The organism is Microbacterium sp. NPDC055455 (genome assembly GCF_053619935.1).
Map to the genome: position 1 here is coordinate 199135 of NZ_JBSHLB010000001.1, position 18805 is coordinate 217939.

Annotated in this window: 16 protein-coding genes and 1 pseudogene; 6 read left to right on the top strand and 11 right to left on the bottom strand. The window is 71.6% G+C overall.

What is annotated here, in order from left to right:
* Positions 1-2 precede the first annotated feature (2 nt).
* Positions 3-161, top strand: coding sequence for a hypothetical protein (locus ACWGUG_RS00785; RefSeq protein ID WP_452323522.1), 159 nt, complete (start codon positions 3-5; stop codon positions 159-161).
* A gap of 68 nt (positions 162-229) precedes the next feature.
* Here ACWGUG_RS00785 and ACWGUG_RS00790 read toward each other — a convergent pair whose 3' ends face one another.
* From ACWGUG_RS00790 to ACWGUG_RS00800, 3 genes are read right to left on the bottom strand one after another with little or no spacing between them, the layout of a single operon-like run.
* On the bottom strand, positions 230-1990 hold the full coding sequence (locus tag ACWGUG_RS00790) for a cytochrome b/b6 domain-containing protein (RefSeq protein ID WP_452323523.1): 1761 nt from the start codon (positions 1988-1990) through the stop codon (positions 230-232).
* A gap of 6 nt (positions 1991-1996) precedes the next feature.
* Complete coding sequence (locus ACWGUG_RS00795; protein WP_336394430.1) at positions 1997-2962, bottom strand: electron transfer flavoprotein subunit alpha/FixB family protein; 966 nt, start codon at positions 2960-2962, stop codon at positions 1997-1999.
* A gap of 10 nt (positions 2963-2972) precedes the next feature.
* Entirely contained in the window at positions 2973-3749 is a 777-nt protein-coding gene (locus tag ACWGUG_RS00800; protein ID WP_336394429.1) for an electron transfer flavoprotein subunit beta/FixA family protein, read from the bottom strand.
* A 178-nt stretch (positions 3750-3927) separates the two neighbouring features.
* Here ACWGUG_RS00800 and ACWGUG_RS00805 point away from each other — a divergent pair, with 178 nt between their 5' ends.
* Positions 3928-4464, top strand: a complete 537-nt coding sequence (locus tag ACWGUG_RS00805; RefSeq protein WP_336394428.1) for a MarR family winged helix-turn-helix transcriptional regulator — start codon at positions 3928-3930, stop codon at positions 4462-4464.
* A 34-nt stretch (positions 4465-4498) separates the two neighbouring features.
* Here the strand turns inward: ACWGUG_RS00805 and ACWGUG_RS00810 are convergent, their stop codons facing one another.
* The 3 genes from ACWGUG_RS00810 to ACWGUG_RS00820 all read right to left on the bottom strand — a co-directional run bounded on the left by ACWGUG_RS00810 (position 4499) and on the right by ACWGUG_RS00820 (position 7455).
* Complete coding sequence (locus ACWGUG_RS00810) at positions 4499-5275, bottom strand: enoyl-CoA hydratase (protein ID WP_336394427.1); 777 nt, start codon at positions 5273-5275, stop codon at positions 4499-4501.
* A 78-nt stretch (positions 5276-5353) separates the two neighbouring features.
* Complete coding sequence (gene mmsB, locus ACWGUG_RS00815; protein WP_452323524.1) at positions 5354-6253, bottom strand: 3-hydroxyisobutyrate dehydrogenase; 900 nt, start codon at positions 6251-6253, stop codon at positions 5354-5356.
* A gap of 38 nt (positions 6254-6291) precedes the next feature.
* Complete coding sequence (locus tag ACWGUG_RS00820) at positions 6292-7455, bottom strand: acyl-CoA dehydrogenase family protein (protein WP_452323525.1); 1164 nt, start codon at positions 7453-7455, stop codon at positions 6292-6294.
* Between the two features lie 129 nt (positions 7456-7584).
* On the opposite strand from ACWGUG_RS00820, the pseudogene ACWGUG_RS00825 reads away from it, so the two are divergent.
* Positions 7585-7800 (top strand): annotated as a pseudogene (locus ACWGUG_RS00825) (choice-of-anchor I domain-containing protein); the annotation flags it as partial.
* Positions 7801-7911: 111 nt separating this feature from the next.
* Here the strand turns inward: ACWGUG_RS00825 and ACWGUG_RS00830 are convergent.
* Positions 7912-8268 (bottom strand): YciI family protein, encoded by a 357-nt coding sequence (locus ACWGUG_RS00830; RefSeq protein WP_336394423.1) that lies wholly within the window; start codon positions 8266-8268, stop codon positions 7912-7914.
* 209 nt (positions 8269-8477) lie between these two features.
* Here ACWGUG_RS00830 and ACWGUG_RS00835 point away from each other — a divergent pair, with 209 nt between their 5' ends.
* The 3 genes from ACWGUG_RS00835 (at position 8478) to ACWGUG_RS00845 (ending at position 9460) form a co-directional block, all read left to right on the top strand.
* Complete coding sequence (locus tag ACWGUG_RS00835; RefSeq protein ID WP_336394422.1) at positions 8478-8657, top strand: hypothetical protein; 180 nt, start codon at positions 8478-8480, stop codon at positions 8655-8657.
* A gap of 163 nt (positions 8658-8820) precedes the next feature.
* On the top strand, positions 8821-9252 hold the full coding sequence (locus tag ACWGUG_RS00840; protein ID WP_452323526.1) for a hypothetical protein: 432 nt from the start codon (positions 8821-8823) through the stop codon (positions 9250-9252).
* Between the two features lie 16 nt (positions 9253-9268).
* The gene (locus ACWGUG_RS00845) at positions 9269-9460 is read left to right on the top strand and encodes a hypothetical protein (protein WP_452323527.1); all 192 of its coding nucleotides are present in this window, start codon (positions 9269-9271) and stop codon (positions 9458-9460) included.
* On the opposite strand, the gene ACWGUG_RS00850 is transcribed toward ACWGUG_RS00845, so the two are convergent.
* The 4 genes from ACWGUG_RS00850 to ACWGUG_RS00865 form a co-directional block, all read right to left on the bottom strand.
* Positions 9439-10881 carry a DUF222 domain-containing protein gene (locus ACWGUG_RS00850; protein WP_452323528.1) on the bottom strand — a complete coding sequence of 481 codons (1443 nt, stop codon included), beginning with the start codon at positions 10879-10881 and terminating at the stop codon, positions 9439-9441. The genes ACWGUG_RS00845 and ACWGUG_RS00850 overlap by 22 nt on opposite strands.
* A 173-nt stretch (positions 10882-11054) precedes the next feature.
* Positions 11055-16772: a pullulanase-type alpha-1,6-glucosidase gene (pulA, locus tag ACWGUG_RS00855; RefSeq protein WP_452323529.1), complete on the bottom strand. Its 5718-nt coding sequence runs from the start codon at positions 16770-16772 to the stop codon at positions 11055-11057.
* Between the two features lie 322 nt (positions 16773-17094).
* Positions 17095-18273 carry a thiolase family protein gene (locus tag ACWGUG_RS00860; protein ID WP_452323530.1) on the bottom strand — a complete coding sequence of 393 codons (1179 nt, stop codon included), beginning with the start codon at positions 18271-18273 and terminating at the stop codon, positions 17095-17097.
* A 78-nt stretch (positions 18274-18351) separates the two neighbouring features.
* Entirely contained in the window at positions 18352-18804 is a 453-nt protein-coding gene (locus tag ACWGUG_RS00865) for a hotdog fold thioesterase (RefSeq protein WP_452323531.1), read from the bottom strand.
* Between the last annotated feature and the right edge of the window lies 1 nt (position 18805).

The window sequence follows — 18805 nt, forward strand, 5'->3', positions numbered from 1 at the left end:
GCGTGTCGGGATCGCGGGCTAGGGACGTCGATCTGCGAGGAGCCGACCTCGGCCAGGTCATCGGCATGGCGGGACTGCGCGGTGCCACGATCTCGCCCGAACAGCTGCAGCTCATGGCGCCCGCACTGGCCGATCTCGCCGGCCTCGTCGTCGAGCCCTGACCAGGCTGCGACCGGCGCACGGTCCTGGGCCGCTGCGGGCGCGCGAGCGCCCGACCGTCAGCCGTGCGTCAGCGGCCGCTCACCTTGCCGAAGAGGCGGGCGATGGGGGCGAGCACGAGCGGGCGGGCGGCGATCCAGGCGGCGGCGATGACGACGAGCGAGGCGGCGAAGAACCAGAACCCGGTCCAGTTGTCGGCGTACGCGTTCGGGTCGGTCGAGCCCTGCGCGGCGTACATGTGGTTCAGGTTGCGCAGCGCCCCGGTCGCGAACACCAGGAACACGTGCACCGCGATGAACGCCACGAAGTACAGCATCACCGGGAAGTGCACCGCGCGGGCCCACTCCACCGGGTACGCCTTGTTGAGCCCCGTCGCGTTCTTCGGCCACACCCCCGACATCCGCACCCCGGTGATCGCGGCCAGCGGCGCGGCCAGGAACACCGTGACGAAGTACGCCAGCTGCTGCAGCGCGTTGTAGTTCACCCAGCCGTTCTCGGTGGGCCAGTCCAGCGACACGTACTGCAGGCCCGCCGAGACCGCGTTGGGGAACACCTCCCACGACGTCGGCACGATCCGCATCCACTGCCCGGTGACGAACAGCAGCACCACGAAGATCACGCCGTTGACCAGCCACAGGATGTCCAGTGACTGGTGGAACCACAGGTTCAGGCTGATCTTGCGGCGGTTGTTGCTGCGCGGCGACCAGAACACGCTCGGCCGCTTCTCGGTGCGCACCTGCAGGCCGGTGCGGATGATCAGCACCATCAGGAACACGTTGAAGAAGTGCTGCCACCCCAGCCACGCCGGGAACCCGACCGGCGCGCCCTCGGGCAGGTGGTACTCGCCCGGGTACGCCGCGAGGAAGTCCATCCCCCACGGCGTCGACAGCAGGAACCGCACCAGCGCGACCGCCAGCGCCGCCGCGAACAGCAGCCCGGCACCGCCGACGACCACCGCCCCCGCCCACTGCAGTTTCGTGAAGGGGCCGATCCGCTGCGGCTCGACCCGGGGCGCCGGGCGGGTGCGCGCGGCCGCGCCCTCCCACACCGTCCTCGTGAACGGCAGCGGCTGCGACAGCGGCACCCCGCTGGGCGTCACCGCCGCGGCGGGGACAGCCGGGACGACGGATGCCGCCACCGGGGTCTCAGGCAGCGCCGGCGTTTCGACGGGCTTCGGCGTGTCGACGGATGCCTCGACCGGCGCCGCCACCGCGTCCTCGGCGTCAGCTGCTCCGGCGGTCGCGACCCGGGCGGCGGGCGCGAGACCTGCCGGCGGCCACGGCTCGCCGCCGGCCACACGCGGCAGTCCGCGACGCAGCGGCTTCGCCCCGTCGGAGCCCACCGCCGGTGGCTGCGCCACCGCCGCAGCGGAGGCGGCGACGTCGCGCGCTTCGGGTGCTTCGTCGACGGGGGTCGCGGCCGCCGGGGCGGCCGCAGGAGCGGCGGCGACGGGAGCGGCGGGAGCCGCCGCAGCGGCGACGACGGATGCCGGCGGCCAGGGCTCGCCGCCCGGGACGCGCGGCAGACCGCGGCGGATCGCGCGTTCCCCGCCACCGACCACGGAGCTCGCCGCACCGGCCACGGCGCTCGTCCCACCGGTCTCCGGGCCGGCCGAGGGGCTCGCGGCAGGCTCGGCGGCCGGGGCGGGAGCGGACTGGGTCACGGCCGCCGACGATGCCGCGGCGACCGAACCAGTCTGGACGCTGAGCGACGGGACGACCTCGCCCCCGCCGTCCCCGTTGGGGACCGGAGCGTCGCCGGCGGGCGGCCACGGCTCGCCGCCGGGCACCCTGGGCAGCCCGCGCCGCACCGCAGAACCGTACGTGGCCATCCCGGGTTACGCCTTCTTCGCCTCGAGCGCGGAGATCAGCTGCGGCACGACCTGGAACACGTCGCCGACCACCCCGAAATCGGCGATCTCGAAGATCGGGGCATCCGCGTCCTTGTTGATCGCGACGATCGTCTTCGCCGTCTGCATCCCCGCCTTGTGCTGGATCGCGCCGGAGATCCCGAGCGCGACATACAGCTGCGGCGACACCGACACCCCGGTCTGCCCGACCTGATACGTCTGCGGCACATACCCGGCGTCCACCGCGGCGCGCGACGCGCCCACCGCCGCGCCCAGCGTGTCGGCGAGCTGCTCGACCAGGGCGAACTTCTCCCCCGATCCGAGACCGCGCCCGCCGGAGACGACCTTCACCGCGCCGCGCAGCTCCGGACGCGACGACGACACCACCGCCTGATCGACCGACGTGACCGTCGCCGCCTTCCGGCCGGAGGCACGCACCTCGAGCGGCTCCGCCTCAACACCGTCGACCGCGTCGGCGCGGGCATCCACCGATCCCTGCCGGATCGTGATCACCGGCGCACCCCACGTCACCGCGGATTCCACGTTGTACGCACCGCCGTACACGGAGTGGTGGGCGACCACGCCCTCCGCGTCCCGCGAGACACCGACCGCGTCCACCGCGATACCCGACCGGGTGCGGGCCGCGTACCGACCCGCGACATCGCGGCCCTCGATCGAGTGCGACACCAGGACCGCGTCCGGGCGGACCAGATCCGCCGCCGCCGTCAATGCGTCCACGACCGGAACCGTCAGCCCCTCACCGGGAGGGGCGACCAGCACGTGCGCCGCGCCGAGAGCCGCGGCATCCGCCGCCAGCGCCGCATCGCCCACCACCACCGCGACCGGCGTGCCCACCGAGGCGGCAGCCCCCAGCACCTCCGCGGCGGACTTGGCCAGCCCGCCCGACGGGGTGGTGTCCAGGAGGACCACGATGGAGTCATCTGCAAACGTCATCACACGCACCTCACGCCAGCCGGTTCTGGATGAGGAACTCCGCGAGCTTCTCGCCCGCGTCGCCCTCGTCGACGATCTTCACGCCCGCCTCGCGCGGCGGCTTCTCGCTCAGCGCGATCACGATCGAGCGAGACGCGTCGGGGTCGTGCGCGTCGATCTCCAGCTCGGCCAGCGACAGAGTCTCGAACGGCTTCTTCTTGGCCGCCATGATGCCCTTGAAGTTCGGGAACCGCGCGTCCGGAAGCGCCTCGGTGATCGAGATCACCGCCGGGAGCGGTGCCACCACCTGCTTCGTCGCACCGTCGGAGGCCCGCGTGCCCGACACCGCGTCCGCACCGATCTCCACCGAGTTCAGGTACGTGGCGCTGGGCACGTCGAGGATCTCCGCGATCATCGACGGCACCACCCCGCCCGAGCCGTCCGTGGACTGGTTGCCCGCGATCACCAGGTCGAACCCGGTGCGCTGCAGCACCGCCGCCAGCACCTCCGCCGTGAGCCCCATGTCGGCACCGAGCAGTGCGTCGTCGATCACCTGCACCGCCGACGCCGCCCCCATCGCCAGACCCTTGCGCACCGTCGCCGACGCCGCCTGCGACGCCATCGACACCACCACGACCTCGGTCCCGGGCGTCTTGTCGGCGTACGACAGCGCCACCTCGAGTGCCCGCTCGCCGATCTCGTCCAGCACCCGATCGGATGCCTCCCGATCAGCCAGCCCCGTCTCCAGCGACAGCTTCCGATCCCCGTACGTATCCGGGACTTCCTTGACCAGGACGACGATCTTCATGACGATCTCCTCACGCTGGGCACGAGTCTATGGCGCGGCCTGGAATGTACCCAATCCAGGGACGGGCGCCCGGTCGGACCGGGCGGACGACCGCTGTGTGTATACATAGACGCCGTCGCCCGGCCGGCGCGCACGCCCGTCCGGACGCCGCCCGGTACGGTGGATCCAGGAGGTCGTCATGGCAGCACCCAAGCGCCTTCCGGTCGATCCGATCGCCGAGGCCAAGCGTCAGTGGATCGCCCACGGCTGGGAGCCGGCGGCCGCGGGCATGACCGCCGTCACGTCGATCATCCGGGCTCAGCAGCTGCTGTTCGCGCGCATCGACGCCACGCTGAAGCCGTTCGGCCTGTCGTTCGCACGGTACGAGATGCTGCGACTGCTCGGCTTCACGCGGGAGGGACGGATGCCGATGGCCAGCGCGATCGCGCGCCTGCAGGTGCACCCGACGAGCGTGACGAACACGGTCGACCGGCTCGCACGCGACGGCCTGGTGTCGCGCGAGCCGCATCCCGACGACGGCAGGGCGGCGATGCTGGTGCTCACGGACTCCGGGCGCGAGCTCGTCGAGCGCGCGACCACGGCCCTGAACACCGAGGTGTTCGAGAGCCCGGGCCTCTCCGACGACGACACGACCGAGCTGGTGCGCATCATCGCGCGCTTCCGCAAGGACGCCGGCGACTTCACCGACCCGCGGCCGCAGCCGGAGCCCCTCTAGTCGCCGTCGGGCCCCCGCCGCACCGCCGCTCGGCTCAGCGGCCGTGGAAGTCGGGGGCACGCTTCTCGCGGAAGGCGGCCATGCCCTCCTTCTGGTCGGCGGTGTCGAAGAGGCCGGCGAACACGTGGCGCTCGAGGCGCAGGCCCTCGGCGAGGGACGACTCCAGCGCGGCGTCGAGCACGGCTTTCGCGGCGTACAGCGACGGCAGGCTCTTCGCGGCGATCGACTCCGCGGTCTTCTGCGCCTCGTCCCGCAGTTCGGCCGCCGGGACGACGCGTGAGACGAGTCCCGAGCGCTCGGCCTCGGCGGCATCCATCATCCGGCCCGTGAGGATGAGCTCGGCGGCCTTGTAGTACCCGACCGCCCGCACGAGCCGCTGCGAGCCGCCCATGCCGGGGATCACGCCGAGGTTGATCTCGGGCTGGCCGAACTTCGCCGTGTCGGCGGCGAGGATGATGTCGCACATCATGGCCAGCTCGCACCCGCCGCCGAGCGCGTAGCCCGAGACGGCGGCGATCACCGGGGTGCGCACCTTCGCGAAGTCGGCCCATCCGCCGAAGTGGTCGGTCATGACCATCTCCAGCCCGGACTTCGACTCCATCTCCTTGATGTCCGCCCCCGCCGCGAAGGCGCGCTCCGAGCCCGTGACGACGATCGCCCCGATGTGCTCGTCGGCGTCGAAGGCGGCTGCCGCGGCGACGACGTCGCGGCAGACCTGCGTGTTGAGCGCGTTGAGCGCGTCCGGCCTGTTGAGGGTGATCCAACCGACGCGTCCGCGCGTCTCGACCAGGATCGTCTCGTATTCGGTCATCGCTCCGCTTTCGTCGAGGGTCGTGAACATTCCACCAGAGTCCGGCGCGTGGCGATCGGGGCGGAGGCGGCCCGGCCGTCAGGCGGACTCGGCGCGGATGGTGTTGATGATGCCGGAGAAGTCCTGCCCTGCGCCGTCGCCGGCGGCGAAGGCCTGGTAGATCTCGCGGGCGAGCATGCCCATGCGCGCGTCCACGCCGGTGGCGGCGATGGCATGCTCGGCGAGGCCGAGGTCCTTGTTCATCAGCGCCCCGGCGAACCCCGGCTGGTAGTCGCGGTTGGCAGGGCTCGTGGGCACAGGGCCGGGCACCGGGCAGTTCGTGGTCAGCGCCCAGCACTGCCCCGACGCGTTGGACGCGACGTCGAACAGCGCCTGGTGCGAGAGCCCGAGCCGCTCCCCCAGCACGAACGCCTCGGCGACCGCGATCTGCGACACCGCGAGGATCATGTTGTTGCACACCTTGGCCGCCTGCCCGAGGCCCGCGCCGCCGCAGTGCACGACCCGCCGCCCCATCGCCTCCAGCAGCGGCCGCGCGGCCTCGAAGTCCTCATCGGTGCCGCCCACCATGAAGGCGAGCGTGGCGTTCTCGGCGCCCACGACGCCGCCCGACACCGGCGCGTCCAGCGACCGGCGCCCGGCCTCCTCGGCGAGCGCGTGCGCGGCGCGGGCCTCGTCGACGGCGATCGTCGAGCAGTCGATGAAGAGCGCGCCGGATGCCGCGACCTCCAGCAGTCCCGGCCCGCCGCCCGCGCCCCGGTAGGCGTCGAGCACCTGCGCGCCGGTCTGGAACATCGTGATGACGACGTCGGCGCCGGTGGCGGCATCCGTCCCCGAATCGGCCGTCGCGAGTCCGGCCTCACCCGCCGCGGCGACCGCGGCAGGGGCGACGTCGAAGCCGACCACCTCGTGACCGGTCGCGGCGAGGTTCTTCGCCATGGGCAGGCCCATGTGGCCGAGCCCCAGGAATGCGATCTTCATGTCGGACCTCTTCGTCGGTGCGTGGGATCGAGGGGGCGTCAGTGCGCGAGCAGCTGGCGGCCGATGATCACGCGCATGATCTCGTTCGTGCCCTCGAGGATCTGGTGCACGCGCAGGTCGCGCACCACCTTCTCGATGCCGTAGTCGTGAAGGTATCCGTACCCGCCGTGCAGCTGCAGGGCCTGGTTCGCGACGGTGAAGCCGGCGTCGGTGGCGAATCGCTTGGCCATCGCGCACTGCATCGACGCGTCGGGTGCCTTCGCGTCCAGCGCCGCCGCCGCGTCGCGCACGAGGGCCCGTGCGGCACGGAGCTCGGTGGCCATGTCGGCGAGCGCGAAGACCACGGCCTGCTTCTCGGCCAGCGGCTCGCCGAACGTGAACCGCTCCTGCACGTAGGCGACGGCGCGGTCGAGGGCCCACTGCGCGCCGCCGAGCGAGCACGCCGCGATGTTGATGCGGCCGCCGTCCAGGGCCGACATCGCGATCTTGAACCCCTGGCCCTCGCCGCCGAGGACATTCGCCGCGGGCACGCGCACCTCGTCGAGGATCACCTGCCGCGTGGGCTGCGCGTTCCACCCCATCTTGTGCTCGATCGCGCCGAACGACAGGCCGGCGGTGCCGGCGGGCACGAGGAACGCCGTGATCCCGCGGGCACCCGGCTCGCCGGTGCGTGCCATGACGATGTAGACGGATGCCTCGCCCCCGCCCGAGATGAACTGCTTGACGCCGGTCAGCACGAACTCGTCGCCGTCGCGGATCGCGCTCGTCGTGATGGCCGCGGCATCCGATCCCGCACCCGGCTCGGTGAGGCAGTAGCTGCCGAAGCCCGACATGGACGTGAGGAGCGGCAGCCACCCGGTGCGCTGCGCCTCGGTGCCGTAGGTGTCGATCATCCACGCCACCATGTTGTGGATGGAGATGTACGCGGCGATCGCGGTGTCGCCCTGGGCGAGCTCCTCGAAGATGGCCGCGGCGTCCGAGCGCGACAGGCCCGAGCCGCCGACGTCCTCGCGGACGTAGATGCCGCCGAGTCCGAGCTCGCCGCCCCGGCCCAGCGTCTCGCGGGGGAAGTGCGACTGCGCGTCCCACTCCAGGGCGTGCGGCGCGAGCTGCGTCTCGGCGAATTCGCGGACGGCCTCGAGGATCGCTTCGCGCTCCTCGGTCGTGAGGGCGGGCGTGAGAGGGGTGATCGTGGACACCATTGCTCCTTCAGTGATGCAGCGACGCCCTCGTGAGGCATCCTGATCAGCGCGATCGTGCCGACATCAGCACTGTGCTGATTTTACATGGACGTCCTTGTATCTGCTAGGTGGACCAGCGACTGGATCGGCTTCGTGAACTCCAATCACTCCGAGTCGAACTTCGAGGGCCGCAGCGACGACAAGGGTCCGGAGCCGGAGGGGGTCGCGCTCGGTGAGGTCGACGGTCGCACGTACGCGTTCATCGGCTTCGAGCGGATCGGCGGCATCGCGGTGTTCGATGTGACCGAGCCCGCGGCATCCCACTTCGTCACCTACATCCACAACCGCGACTTCTCGGTGTCGGTCACGACGACGCTGTTCGAGATCGCGTCGCTGCGCGGCTGACGCGCCGAGCGGCCGGAAGGGTGGGCCCCCGTCCCGCGGGGCCCACCCTTCCTTGCTCTCGGATGCCGGGCGTCAGTCGCCCGCAGCGGCGCTGTCCCCGTCGGGCCACTGCATGAACGGGCGCAGCTCGATCTGGCCGTTGCGGGCCATCGGGTGCTTCGACGCGATCTCGATCGCCTCGTCGAGGTCGTCGACCTCGAGGATGTCGAAGCCGAGGATCACCTCGGTCGTCTCGGCGAAGGGCCCGCGCGCGGTGAGCACCTTGCCGCCGCGCACCTTGACCACGGTGGAGTCGGACACCGGGGCCAGCACCTCGCCGATGATCCGCTTGCCGCTGGCGTCGAGCGGGTCGACCCACAGGTCGACGTCGGACTGGTCGGGCTCGGTATCGGGCTCGAGCGAGGAGACGACGAACATCATGTACTTCATGGTGTGATCCTTCCGTTGCGGGCGGGCCGATGCCAACCTCACTCCGGGCGTCGTCCGGGGTCGGCCGAGGTCGACACTTCGTCGCAAAGCCTTCTTCCGTTGCGCCGCGCGGGCCGCAGAGCGCGAGGCATCCGGGATCATCCCTCCGGCGGAGGACGATGCGACCGTGGGTGGACGCGCAGGCGCGTGCACGTCCGTAGCGTCGGATCATGGCCTTCACCTCCTCGTCGATCCCGGTTCCCCGTCGCCGTGAGCTCTCGCGCACCACGGCCCTGCTCCTCACGATCGGCGGGAACATCCTGGTCTTCGCCATCGCCGCGCTGGGCGTGGCCGGTGTGGCGCTCGCGGCCGTTGCGGTGTTCGGCGGAGCCGTCGTGGACGCGCTCTGACAGCGAGCGGCCGGGGCAGACGCGACGGCGGTCAGGTGCGGCGCTCGGACTCGCGGAAGCGTGACGGCGACCGCGGCCGACCTCTAGGCTCGCGGCTATGACCGCCGTGGCAGCTGCACATCATCTCCAGCGCGGGCGAGGCGCTGCTGGTGCGGCTGGGCCTGTGACGCGGCCGGGTCGGCGGGCCGCCGCGCCACCGATCGCGGCCGTCGTGCTCGCACTGCTCGCTCTCACCGGGTGCTCCGGCTCGGGCGCCGACCAGACGATTCGTGGGATCCCCGACGACTGGGAGGGCCCGATGCCCGACCCCCTCACCGGCGAGCCCTCCGCAGGCTGGATCGACGACGACGAGTTCGCGATCATCACGATGGGCAGCGGCAGCTGTCCGCCGGTCCCGTCGGCACCGCAGGTGCGGGGCAGCGGCGAGGTGGAGGTCGAGTTCGGGCCGTCGCCGAACAACCCCTGCACCGCGGACATGGGACCGACGACGCACGTGTTCAGGCTGCCGCCCGCGGTGATCGACCGGCCCGTCACTGTCACGGTGACGTACCAGGACTACGACGAGGTGTACGAGCTCGAACTGCCCGGCTCGTAACGGTCCGGACCCTCTCATGCCCGCCGGACAGCACGCACCGGCCCCCGACATCGCGGCACTCGCGGCACTCACGGCGTTCGCGGTGGTCGCGGTGTTCGCGCCGATCGCGCCGGTCGCGCCGGTCGCGCCGATCGCGCCGATCGCGCCGCGTTTGGCCGCATCCGATCACTGCCGACAGCGACGTGGTCAGATGCGCAGCGCGATCTGATCTCGCTGTCTGGTCGGGGACTTCGTGGCCGGCCGCCACTTCACCTCGGCATCCCACCAGTACGGGCCCTTCACGTACGGCACCCCCTCGACCATCGCCACCTGCCACCCGCCGGAGTCGATGGTGCGATGGTGGAACCAGCACAGCAGCACCCCGTTGTCGGTGTGCGTCGACCCACCCCGCGAATGCTCCTCGACGTGATGCACTTCGCACCACTGCGGCGGCACCTGACACCCGGGGATGAGGCATCCGCCGTCACGCAGGGTGATGGCCCGGCGCTGGTGATGGTTGAAGACCCGATCGAGCGTCCTCATCGACACGATCCGGCCGGCCGCGCCGAGCACGACGCGCTGCACCGCACCCGCGCAGGCGATGTGCCGGGCCGCCGCGATCGAGACCGGTTCGTCGTCACCGGGGAGGTGCGCGTACCCGCGCCCCGACGCGAGGTCTTGTTCGCGCACGGCCACGACCAGTGTCGGTGCGGCGCCACCGAGCACGGGCAGTTCCCCGGATGCCACCGCCGCCGTCAGCAGAACGGCCAGCGCATCGTGCTGCTTCTGGGTGCGGGTGCGCGAATCGGCGGCATCCTCGGACGGCGCGCCGCAGTCGTGGTCGCTGTCAGCGTCGGCCTCGTTGAAGCACGGGCCGCCCATCGCGGGCGCGGCGTCCACACGTGGGTTCAGCACGCTGTCGAACCCGAGTCGCAGCTGCGCGGCGACTTCGGGCAGGAGATTGCCGCGCACCGGGACCAGCCCGTCACCGTCGCGTCGCCCCACCGTGAGTCCCCGCTTGCGCAGCGCCCTCGCCTCGACGGGCTCAGCGCCATCGGGATCGAGGTAGGCCGCCCACACCTGTGCGAGCGCGCGCAGCTCGTCGGCCGAGGCCGGGCCTGCGGCATCCGGCCCCGCACCGGCTGCCGCGGCCGCGAGCTCTTCGTCGGCGGCGAGCATCTCGACCCGACCCACGCCGACGCGACGGAACGCCGAGGCCACCGCGACGACCGCATCGACGCCCACCTGCCCCGCCGCGAGCGCGTCGCGCATGCACGGGAACGTCGCAGGCAGCAGCTCTCCCGTCGACGGCGCGGTGCTGCGCTGCACCACGCCGGCCGCGGCGGCGAGATCGGCCGCGCTGCGCCCCGACAGGCGCGTGGCCCGCTGCACGAGCTCGCTGAGGTTGCGGCACCCGTACCGCGTCGCCGCCCGGTCGGGGTGGGGCCGAAGGTCGTCGCGCGCCTGCAGCTGCGCCACGGCCTCGACCATGACGGCCTCGACACCGCGGTGCACCCGAGCCGCGGCCGCGAGCGCCGACAGCACCTCGCCGTCGTCACAGGCACGCAACCCGTCATCGGCGAACGCCGCGGCGGCCACGCCGGCGAGCGCGTCGCCGAGGTCGGCGAGGGCTGCGGCGAACTGCGACATGCCCCCATTGTGGCCAGGGGTTCCGACATCGAAACACCCAGATCAACAGCTTTTTCGAACCAGTGGATAACCCGTCTGGAGCACGCGATCCGGCGTCCTGTGGAGGAGGCGCTGCCCCCCAGCGGACGAGCTCCCGGCGCTCGCCCGCCACGTGACGGGCGAGCGCCGGTGAGTCAGCGCCGCTGGGTCTCGACGAGCACCACCGCCGTGCGGGCCGGGACGGTGACCGTGCCGCTGGCGGCATCCCACGTGGTCGTCTTCACGACGGGGTCGGCGCCCTGGGCGAGCGCCGGCGCCAGCGAGAACGACCGACCTTCCAGCTCCGAGATGGTCTGCGTCGTGGTCTCGGTGCCCGCGTTGAACACCACGAGCGCACCCTTCAGCGCGGGATCGACGTCGTCGCCCACCAGATCGTCGATGAGCATGACGATGACGCCGGGAGCGGCATCCGTCCCGCTGTTCGGGAACGAGACCTTCTGCTCGATCAGGCCGGCGGACCCGAGACGCAGCAGACCCACCTGCTCGCGCACGCGGAGCAGATCGAGGGCGGATGCCTCGGCCGCGGCGATGTCGGACGCACCCGGCTTGTTCGCGGGGTCCGCCAGGAGCGGCGCGAGGTCGTCCCAGTGGCTCCCGTTGTCGCCCTCGCGGGGCAGGCCCGAGCCGAACGTGGACTCCTGGCCGGTCCAGTCGATGCGATTGAACCAGTCGCCCGAGTTGTAGCTGTTGCGGTCGAGCGACTTCGAGCGGAGGAGCTCCGTGCCGGCGTGCCAGAACGACGGGGTCTGGGCGTAGGCGGTGGTCGCGAGCGACAGGGTGTTCATGCGCACGCGGTCCGTCATCGGTGTGTCGGCCGGCAGCTTCAGCACGCCGAGGTCGTACAGCGTCTCGTTGTCGTGCGCGTCGACGTAGGTGATGACCTCGTCGGGCTGGACGGCGTACCCGGCGGGCGAGCCGTTGTAGTCCAGCTCGTCTCCGGCCTTCACGGTGCCGTCGGAGGCGGTGAGCGAGAAGTCGCGCAGGTTGCCCGCGAGTCCCAGCTTCACCAGGTCGGTCTTGTGCGCGAGGTCGGCGAAGGGGTCGCCCGGCGCCGACCGGTCGCTGCCGTTCGGGTCGGTGGCCAGCCCCGTGCCGAAGCCCTGGTAGAACTTCGAGCCGCCGTCGACCGGGCTGCCGCCGTGGACGGCGTCGCGCAGCCGGTCGGAGAACGTGCCGATGCCGGTGCCGCCGAGCTGACCCTGGGTAGCCTGCTCGAACAGGGCGTTGTTCGCGACCTCGCCGAAGTTCCAGCCCTCGCCGTACAGGTAGATCGCCTCGCCGTCGACGCCGTCACGCTCGAGCGTCAGCTCGTCGAGCGCATCGCGGATGGCGAGCATGTTCGCCGTCGAGTGGTGGCCCATGAGGTCGAAGCGGAAGCCGTCGACCTTGTAGTCACGCGCCCACGTCACCACCGAGTCGACCATGAGCTTCTGCGCGACCTCGTGCTCGGTCGCCACGTTCTGGCAGCACGTCGAGGTCTCGACGCCGCCGGCCGGGTTGAGACGGTGGTAGTAGCCGGGCACGACCTGGTCGAGGACGGACTTGGCCTCCTGGCCCGACTGCGCGGTGTGGTTGAAGACCTGGTCGAGCACGACCTGCAGACCCATCCCGTGGAGGGCGCCGACCATAGAACGGAACTCGGCGACGCGCGCACCGCCCTCTGGATCGGTGGCGTAGGAGCCCTCGGGCACCGTGTAGTGGAACGGGTCGTAGCCCCAGTTGAAGCCGTCGGCGTCCACGACCGCCTCGATGCACGCCTGCTGCTCCGTGCCGTCCGGCGCGAACGAGGCCAGGTCGCAGGCGGGCACCGCCTGCTTCGACCGGTCCTCCTCGATGGTCGCTATGTCGAACGTGGGCAGCAGGTGCACGGTGTTGATGCCGGCGTCCGCGAGCTCGCGCAGCTGCGCGGTCCCCGCGCTGTCGCGCGTGAACGCCGTGTACGTCCCGCGCTCGGCCTCGGGCACCGACTCATCGGTGATCGAGAAGTCGCGCACGTGCAGCTCGTAGATCGCGCGGTCGACGGGGCGATCCACGACGGGAGCCTCCGTCTTCTCCCACGCCTTGGGCCGCCACGACTTGTCATCGAGGTCGACGGCGACGGAGCGCTCGGAGTTCAGGGTGAGCGCGAGGGAGTACGGGTCGGTGACCTGGTTGGTCTCGATCGCCCCGGTGGTCGGCGCGTAGACGACGACCTCCCACAGGTACTCGTCGCCCTTGAGCTTCTTCCCGCCCTCGACGGTCCAGATTCCGGATGCCTCGTCCCACGTCGCCTCGTGACGTGCGGCGTCGCCGTCGGCGCCGGCGTCCCACGTCAGCAGCGTCGCGGCCTGCGCGGTCGGCGCCCACAGGCGGAACGTGGGCTTCTTGCCGTCGAACGACACACCGAGCTCCGCGCCGGCGACGGCGTCCGCGTAGAGGTCGTCGAGGACGCCGGGGATCTGCACGCCGGTGAAGGCGCGGACCGCGCCGTCGGCGTCGCGCTGCGACACCATCAGCTGCCCGCGGAGCAGGGCTGCGGCATCCGTCCCGTCGGCCACCTCCAGCGCGATGAACTCCGCCAGCGCCGGGAACCGCTCCTTCTGCTCGTCGGTGAGGCCGCCGTCGATGCGGGTCAGGTCGATCGCGTCGCCCCCGGCCACCGTGTCCTCCTCCAGCGCGAGAGTCGCGTCCAGGGATGCGTGCAGCTGCCAGGTCGCCGCGACGTCGGCCCCGAGGTCGGCCGGCCAGGCGATGGTGCGCTCGTCGATCCAGTGCGCGCGCTCCTCACCGAGACCCGCGATGCCCTCGCCGCCGATGTCGAGCACGTGCGTCGCGAGGGTGTACCGGAAGACGACGGGTGATCCCTCCTCGGCGGTGAACGAGTAGTTCGACCCGCCGGGCGCCCCGCCCACGCCGTAGTTCTCGCTCCAGCTCATGCCGTGGGCGACCTTCGCCTCGTAGGCGCCCGCCGGAAGCGTGACCGAGAGCTCGTAGACGCCGTCCTTGTCGCCGTCGGCCATGAGGCTCGCGAGGCAGTCGGGCGCCCAGTCACCGGCGCACCCCGCTTCGCTCTGGTAGGAGCCGGGCACCGTCACGATCGGACCCTCCGCCGTCGACTGGACGACGTTCGACCGCGGGTCGAAGTAGAACGTGATCTCACCGCCGGGGTGGTCGATGGCGATGTTCGAGCCGTCGCGCACGCCGTTCGCGCCGTAGTTGATCGTCCACGAGCCGTCGATGGCGACCTTGTACTCGTATTCGCCGGCGGGAAGGTCGAACGTGCCCGCCCAGATGCCGTCGGCGCGCAGCGTCAGCTTCGCGGCCTCGCAGCCGGGCGCCCAGTCACCGGCGCACCCCATCTCGTCATTGAGGCTGCCCGGAACGGTCACCATCGAGATCGGTGACTCCGGCTCCTCCGCGAGCTCCAGCGTCACCGGGTCGCCCACCGAGGCGTAGGTGGACGCGGCGGCGTGGCCGCCCGCGGCATCCGTCGTCACGGCGCGGTACTCGACGAGCGTGCCGTCCGCGAGCCCCTCCACCGTGTGGAAGACGCGCGGGTTGGAATCCTCTGCGGTGCCGAGTGCGTGCCATTCGTCGGAGCCGACCACGCGCCAGGCGAAGCTCGTCTCGGTCCAGGTCGCGTCGTCCACGTCGGCGGAGATCGGCGTGGAGCCGCTGACGCCCGCACCGGGGGCCGGTGCCGAGACCGCGACCGCGAGCGGCGCCTCGGGGGCCGTGACGGGCGCGTCGGCGCGATACACCACGGCCGAGAGCGCCGGGACGGTGACGGATGCCGCGGCCGAGGCATCCGTCGAGATCCCGGTCGTCGTGCCGTAGACCGGCGCGAAGGCCGTGCTCCGGGTGAGCGTGGTCAGCGCGACCGTCTTCTCGGCCGTCGTGTTGTTGAGCGCGACCAGGTACTCGACCTTCTCGTCGCGGTCGACGCGCGAGAAGGCGTAGACGCCCGCACCGCTGTCGGCGTGGCGCTCGATCTGCGCGCCGGTGACGAGCGCGGGGTGGGCCGCGCGCAGTGCCGCGAGCTCGGCCACGTGCGCGTAGACCGGCGCATCGGTGGCGTAGCGGTCGACCCCTCCGGCGATCTCGCCCGTGATCAGGTTCTGGTCCTGGTACTCGGTGACCTGCGAGGCGAACAGCGACTGCCGCGCGTTCTTGTCGTTGCCGGGCTCCGCGCCGACGAAGCCCTGCTCGTCGCCGTAGTAGACGACGGGCTGGCCTCGGCCGAGGAACATCAGGTCGTGCGCCAGCAGGTCGCGTTCGAGCGCGTTGTCGCTGTTGCGCAGCATGAAGCCGACGCGGCCCATGTCGTGGTTGCCGAGGAAGGTCGGCAGGGCCGTGGCCGACGAGTCGGGGGTGGTGTACCAGTCGTCACCGGCGTAGAGGCTCTGCAGGCCCTTGGCGCTGTTGCCGGCGGCGAAGCTCACAGCGGAAGACTGGAAGGTGAAGTCGAGCACGCTCGACATGTCGGTCTCGCGGACGTACGGCGCGAGCTTCACCGGGTCGGCGTCGTACACCTCGCCGAACATGAAGAAGTCCTTCTTGCCCTTGACGTCGCGGGCGTAGTCGAGCACCTCGGCGGTCCACTGCTCCCAGAACTCGAAGTTCACGTGCTTGGCGGTGTCGATGCGGAAGCCGTCGATGCCGAGGTCGATCCAGTCCTGGTACACCTCGACGAACCCGCTCACGACGGTCGGATGCTCGGTCATGAGGTCGTCGAGGCCGTCGAAGTCGCCGTAGGTGACGGACTCGCCCGACCAGGTCGAGTTGCCGCGGTTGTGGTACAGCGTCGGGTCGTTGAGCCACGCCGGCGTCTTCGCGGACTCGTCGCCGGCAGCGATCACCGGCGTGTACGGGAACGACGTCTCGGCGTCGAGGTCGGGGAATGACCCGGTGCCGGCGTAGGTCGCAGGGTCGAAGGCGGCGTCGCTCGCGTCGCGGTACGGGCTGGTGGCCTGGTCGACGTACGAGTACTGGCCTTCGGCGTACGAGATGACGTCGGCGGTGTGGTTCGTGATGATGTCGAAGTAGACCTTGATGCCCTTGGCATGGGCTTCGGCGATGAGCGCCTCGAGCTCGGCATTGGTTCCGAGGTGCGGATCGATCTGCGTGAAGTCGGTGATCCAGTAGCCGTGGTAGCCCGCGCTGGCGTTCGCGCCCTCACCCTGCACCGGACGGTTCTTGAAGCTGGGGGTCAGCCAGATCGCCGTCGTGCCGAGGCCGTCGATGTAGTCGAGGTTCTCGCGCAGCCCCGCGATGTCGCCGCCGTGGAAGAAGCCCTTGTCGGCCGGGTCGAAGCCCGTCGCGAGGCGGTCGCCCTCGAGCCCGCCCTGGTCGTTCGACGCGTCGCCGTTGGCGAAGCGGTCCGTCATGACGAAGTAGAACTGCTCCTGGCTGCCCGGCTGCCGCACCGGAGCGGCGACCAGCACGTCGTCGTCGGCGGTGTAGCCGGCGCGGAGGGTCACCGCCTCGAGGCCGACGCGGTGGGTGGTGTCGTCGAAGAGGAAGCGGAGCGTCGCCGGCCCCGCGATCGTCAGCGGGATGTTCTCGCCGTCGCGGCCGTACGCCTCGTCCCACGTGTCGTTCACGGCGACCTTGTACTCGTACGAGCCGGCGGGCACCTCGAACTCCGCCGCGTACACGCCGGCGTCCGCGGTCGCGACGAGTTCGGTCGCGGCACAGTCGGGCTGCCAGTCCCCGCTGCAGCCGAGCTCGGACTGCAGGCTGCCGACGAGGGCGAACGTGCGTTCGGCGGCGGCGGCGGGTGCGGCGGCGACCACTCCCCCGGTGACGATCAAGGCGGCGGCGGCAAGAGTCGCGGCAGCGCGGCGGACACGGGTGGAGGTCGTCTTCGACACGGAGGCTCCAGGTGGGGCGATGGCACGGCGACGTGCCGGATGGGGAGTGTGTGCGGCCGACGCTAGCAGCGGATTCACCGATGTTGCAAGCGCTTACAGCATGAGAAGCCGTTCATCTGGCGCTAGCCGCGTTCCCTGGCATCCGTCCCCGCGCGCGTCGCGCAACCGCTTGCAGCGCCCCCGCCCGGCGCGCTTCCGTCCCGCGGTCGGCAAGGCAGCGGGCAAACACCACGTCCGCGACGAGACGCCACGGTGCGTTGCGGTGTCTCGTCCGAATCGTGGTGTTTCGCCTGGGACGTCGGGGCGGCTCGACCCGCCGGCGTCAGAGCCGCTCGATGACCGTGGCGTTGGCCATGCCGCCGCCCTCGCACATCGTCTGCAGGCCGTAACGGCCGCCGGTCGCCTCGAGGTACGAGACCAGCGTGCCGAGCAGTCGCGTGCCCGACGCACCGACGGCGTGGCCGAGCGCGATGGCCCCGCCCCACGGGTTGAGGCGGGCAGGGTCCGCGCCGAGCTCCCGCTGCCACGCGAGCGGCACCGAGGCGAAGGCCTCGTTGACCTCGTAGGCGTCGAGGTCGTCGATCGACAGTCCGGTGCGGTCGAGGATGCGGCGGGTCGCCGGGATCGGGCCCGTGAGCATGAGCATCGGGTCGTCCCCGACGACGGCGAACGCGTGGAAGCGCGCGCGGGGCGTCAGGCCGAGTGCGACCGCCCTCTCCTCGCTCATGATGAGGACGGCGGATGCCGCGTCCGTGAGGGGCGACGACGTGCCCGCCGTGATCCGCCAGTCGAGGTCGGGGAAGCGCTCGGCGAGCGCGTCGGTGCGGAAGGCGGGGCCCAGCCCGGCCAGCCCCTCCGCCGTCGTCCCCGGGCGCACCGTCTCGTCGAACGCCACCGCGTCCGCGCCGCCGGCGAGCACGGGCAGCACCTGGGAATCGAAGGCGCCGCGGGACCAGGCATCCGCCGCCCGTCGATGCGACTCGGCGGCGTACGCGTCCAGCCGCCCGCGGTCGAGATCCCACTTCTGCGCGATCAGCTCGGCCGAGACGCCCTGGTTCACCAGTCCCTCGGGATAGCGGTGGGCGAGGCCCTCGGCGATGCTCCCGCCGGCGCGCGACGACCCGAGCGGCACGCGGCTCATGGACTCGACGCCGGCGGCGATCACGATGTCGTAGGCGCCGGCGATCACGCCCTGCGCGGCGAAGTGCGCGGCCTGCTGACTCGATCCGCACTGGCGGTCGATCGTGGCGGCCGGGACCGTCTCGTCGAAGCCCGCGGCGAGGACCGCCTGCCGCGCGATGTTCATCGACTGGTCGCCGATCTGGCTCACGCAGCCCATGAGCACGTCGTCGACCTGACGCGACTGGAGCCCGTTGCGCTCGAGCAGCGACCGCAGCACGCCCGCCGCGAGGTCGACCGGATGCACGGCGCTGAGCGCTCCGCCGGGCCTGCCGCGCCCCGAGGGGGTGCGGACGACGTCGACGATGACGGCTTCGGGCATGGGAGTCCTCCTGAGAACGAGCCTAAGACGGCGACGGATGCCGCGCACCGGCGGCCGCTCCGCCCTGCGGCAGACGGGTCAGGCCCTGGCGTCGGGGGTCGCGTAGGTCGAACGCTGCTCGATCACCGCGAGCGTGCACCGCGAGATGCACACGAGCTTGCCGGCGTCGTCCACGATCCGGATCTCCCAGACGTGCGCACGGCGGCCGACGTTGATCGGCGTCACCGTCGCCGTCACCGAACCGCCCGAGACCGGCCGCAGGTGGTTGGCGTTGATCTCCATCCCCACCACGTGGAACCGCTCGCGGTCCACCGCGAGGTGGCCGGCCCACGACGCGAGCGTCTCGGCGAGCGCGACCGAGGCGCCGCCGTGGAGCACGCCCGCCGGCTGCACGGTGCGGTGGTCCACCGGCATCCGTCCCACCAGCGCGTCGTCGCGGATCTCGACGATCTCGATCCCGAGGTGCTCGATGAGCGTCCCCGGCGCCATGGCGGCGAGGTCGACGCCCTCGAGGTCGTGCCACAGGCTCATG

Coding starts and splice junctions, on each gene's coding strand:
- ACWGUG_RS00790 (WP_452323523.1), bottom strand. CDS start 1,990: ATGGCCACGTACGGTTCTGCGGTGCGGCGCGGGCTGCCCAGGGTGCCC.
- ACWGUG_RS00795 (WP_336394430.1), bottom strand. CDS start 2,962: ATGACGTTTGCAGATGACTCCATCGTGGTCCTCCTGGACACCACCCCG.
- ACWGUG_RS00800 (WP_336394429.1), bottom strand. CDS start 3,749: ATGAAGATCGTCGTCCTGGTCAAGGAAGTCCCGGATACGTACGGGGAT.
- ACWGUG_RS00805 (WP_336394428.1), top strand. CDS start 3,928: ATGGCAGCACCCAAGCGCCTTCCGGTCGATCCGATCGCCGAGGCCAAG.
- ACWGUG_RS00810 (WP_336394427.1), bottom strand. CDS start 5,275: ATGACCGAATACGAGACGATCCTGGTCGAGACGCGCGGACGCGTCGGT.
- mmsB (WP_452323524.1), bottom strand. CDS start 6,253: ATGAAGATCGCATTCCTGGGGCTCGGCCACATGGGCCTGCCCATGGCG.
- ACWGUG_RS00820 (WP_452323525.1), bottom strand. CDS start 7,455: ATGGTGTCCACGATCACCCCTCTCACGCCCGCCCTCACGACCGAGGAG.
- ACWGUG_RS00830 (WP_336394423.1), bottom strand. CDS start 8,268: ATGAAGTACATGATGTTCGTCGTCTCCTCGCTCGAGCCCGATACCGAG.
- ACWGUG_RS00835 (WP_336394422.1), top strand. CDS start 8,478: ATGGCCTTCACCTCCTCGTCGATCCCGGTTCCCCGTCGCCGTGAGCTC.
- ACWGUG_RS00845 (WP_452323527.1), top strand. CDS start 9,269: ATGCCCGCCGGACAGCACGCACCGGCCCCCGACATCGCGGCACTCGCG.
- ACWGUG_RS00850 (WP_452323528.1), bottom strand. CDS start 10,881: ATGTCGCAGTTCGCCGCAGCCCTCGCCGACCTCGGCGACGCGCTCGCC.
- ACWGUG_RS00860 (WP_452323530.1), bottom strand. CDS start 18,273: ATGCCCGAAGCCGTCATCGTCGACGTCGTCCGCACCCCCTCGGGGCGC.
- ACWGUG_RS00865 (WP_452323531.1), bottom strand. CDS start 18,804: ATGAGCCTGTGGCACGACCTCGAGGGCGTCGACCTCGCCGCCATGGCG.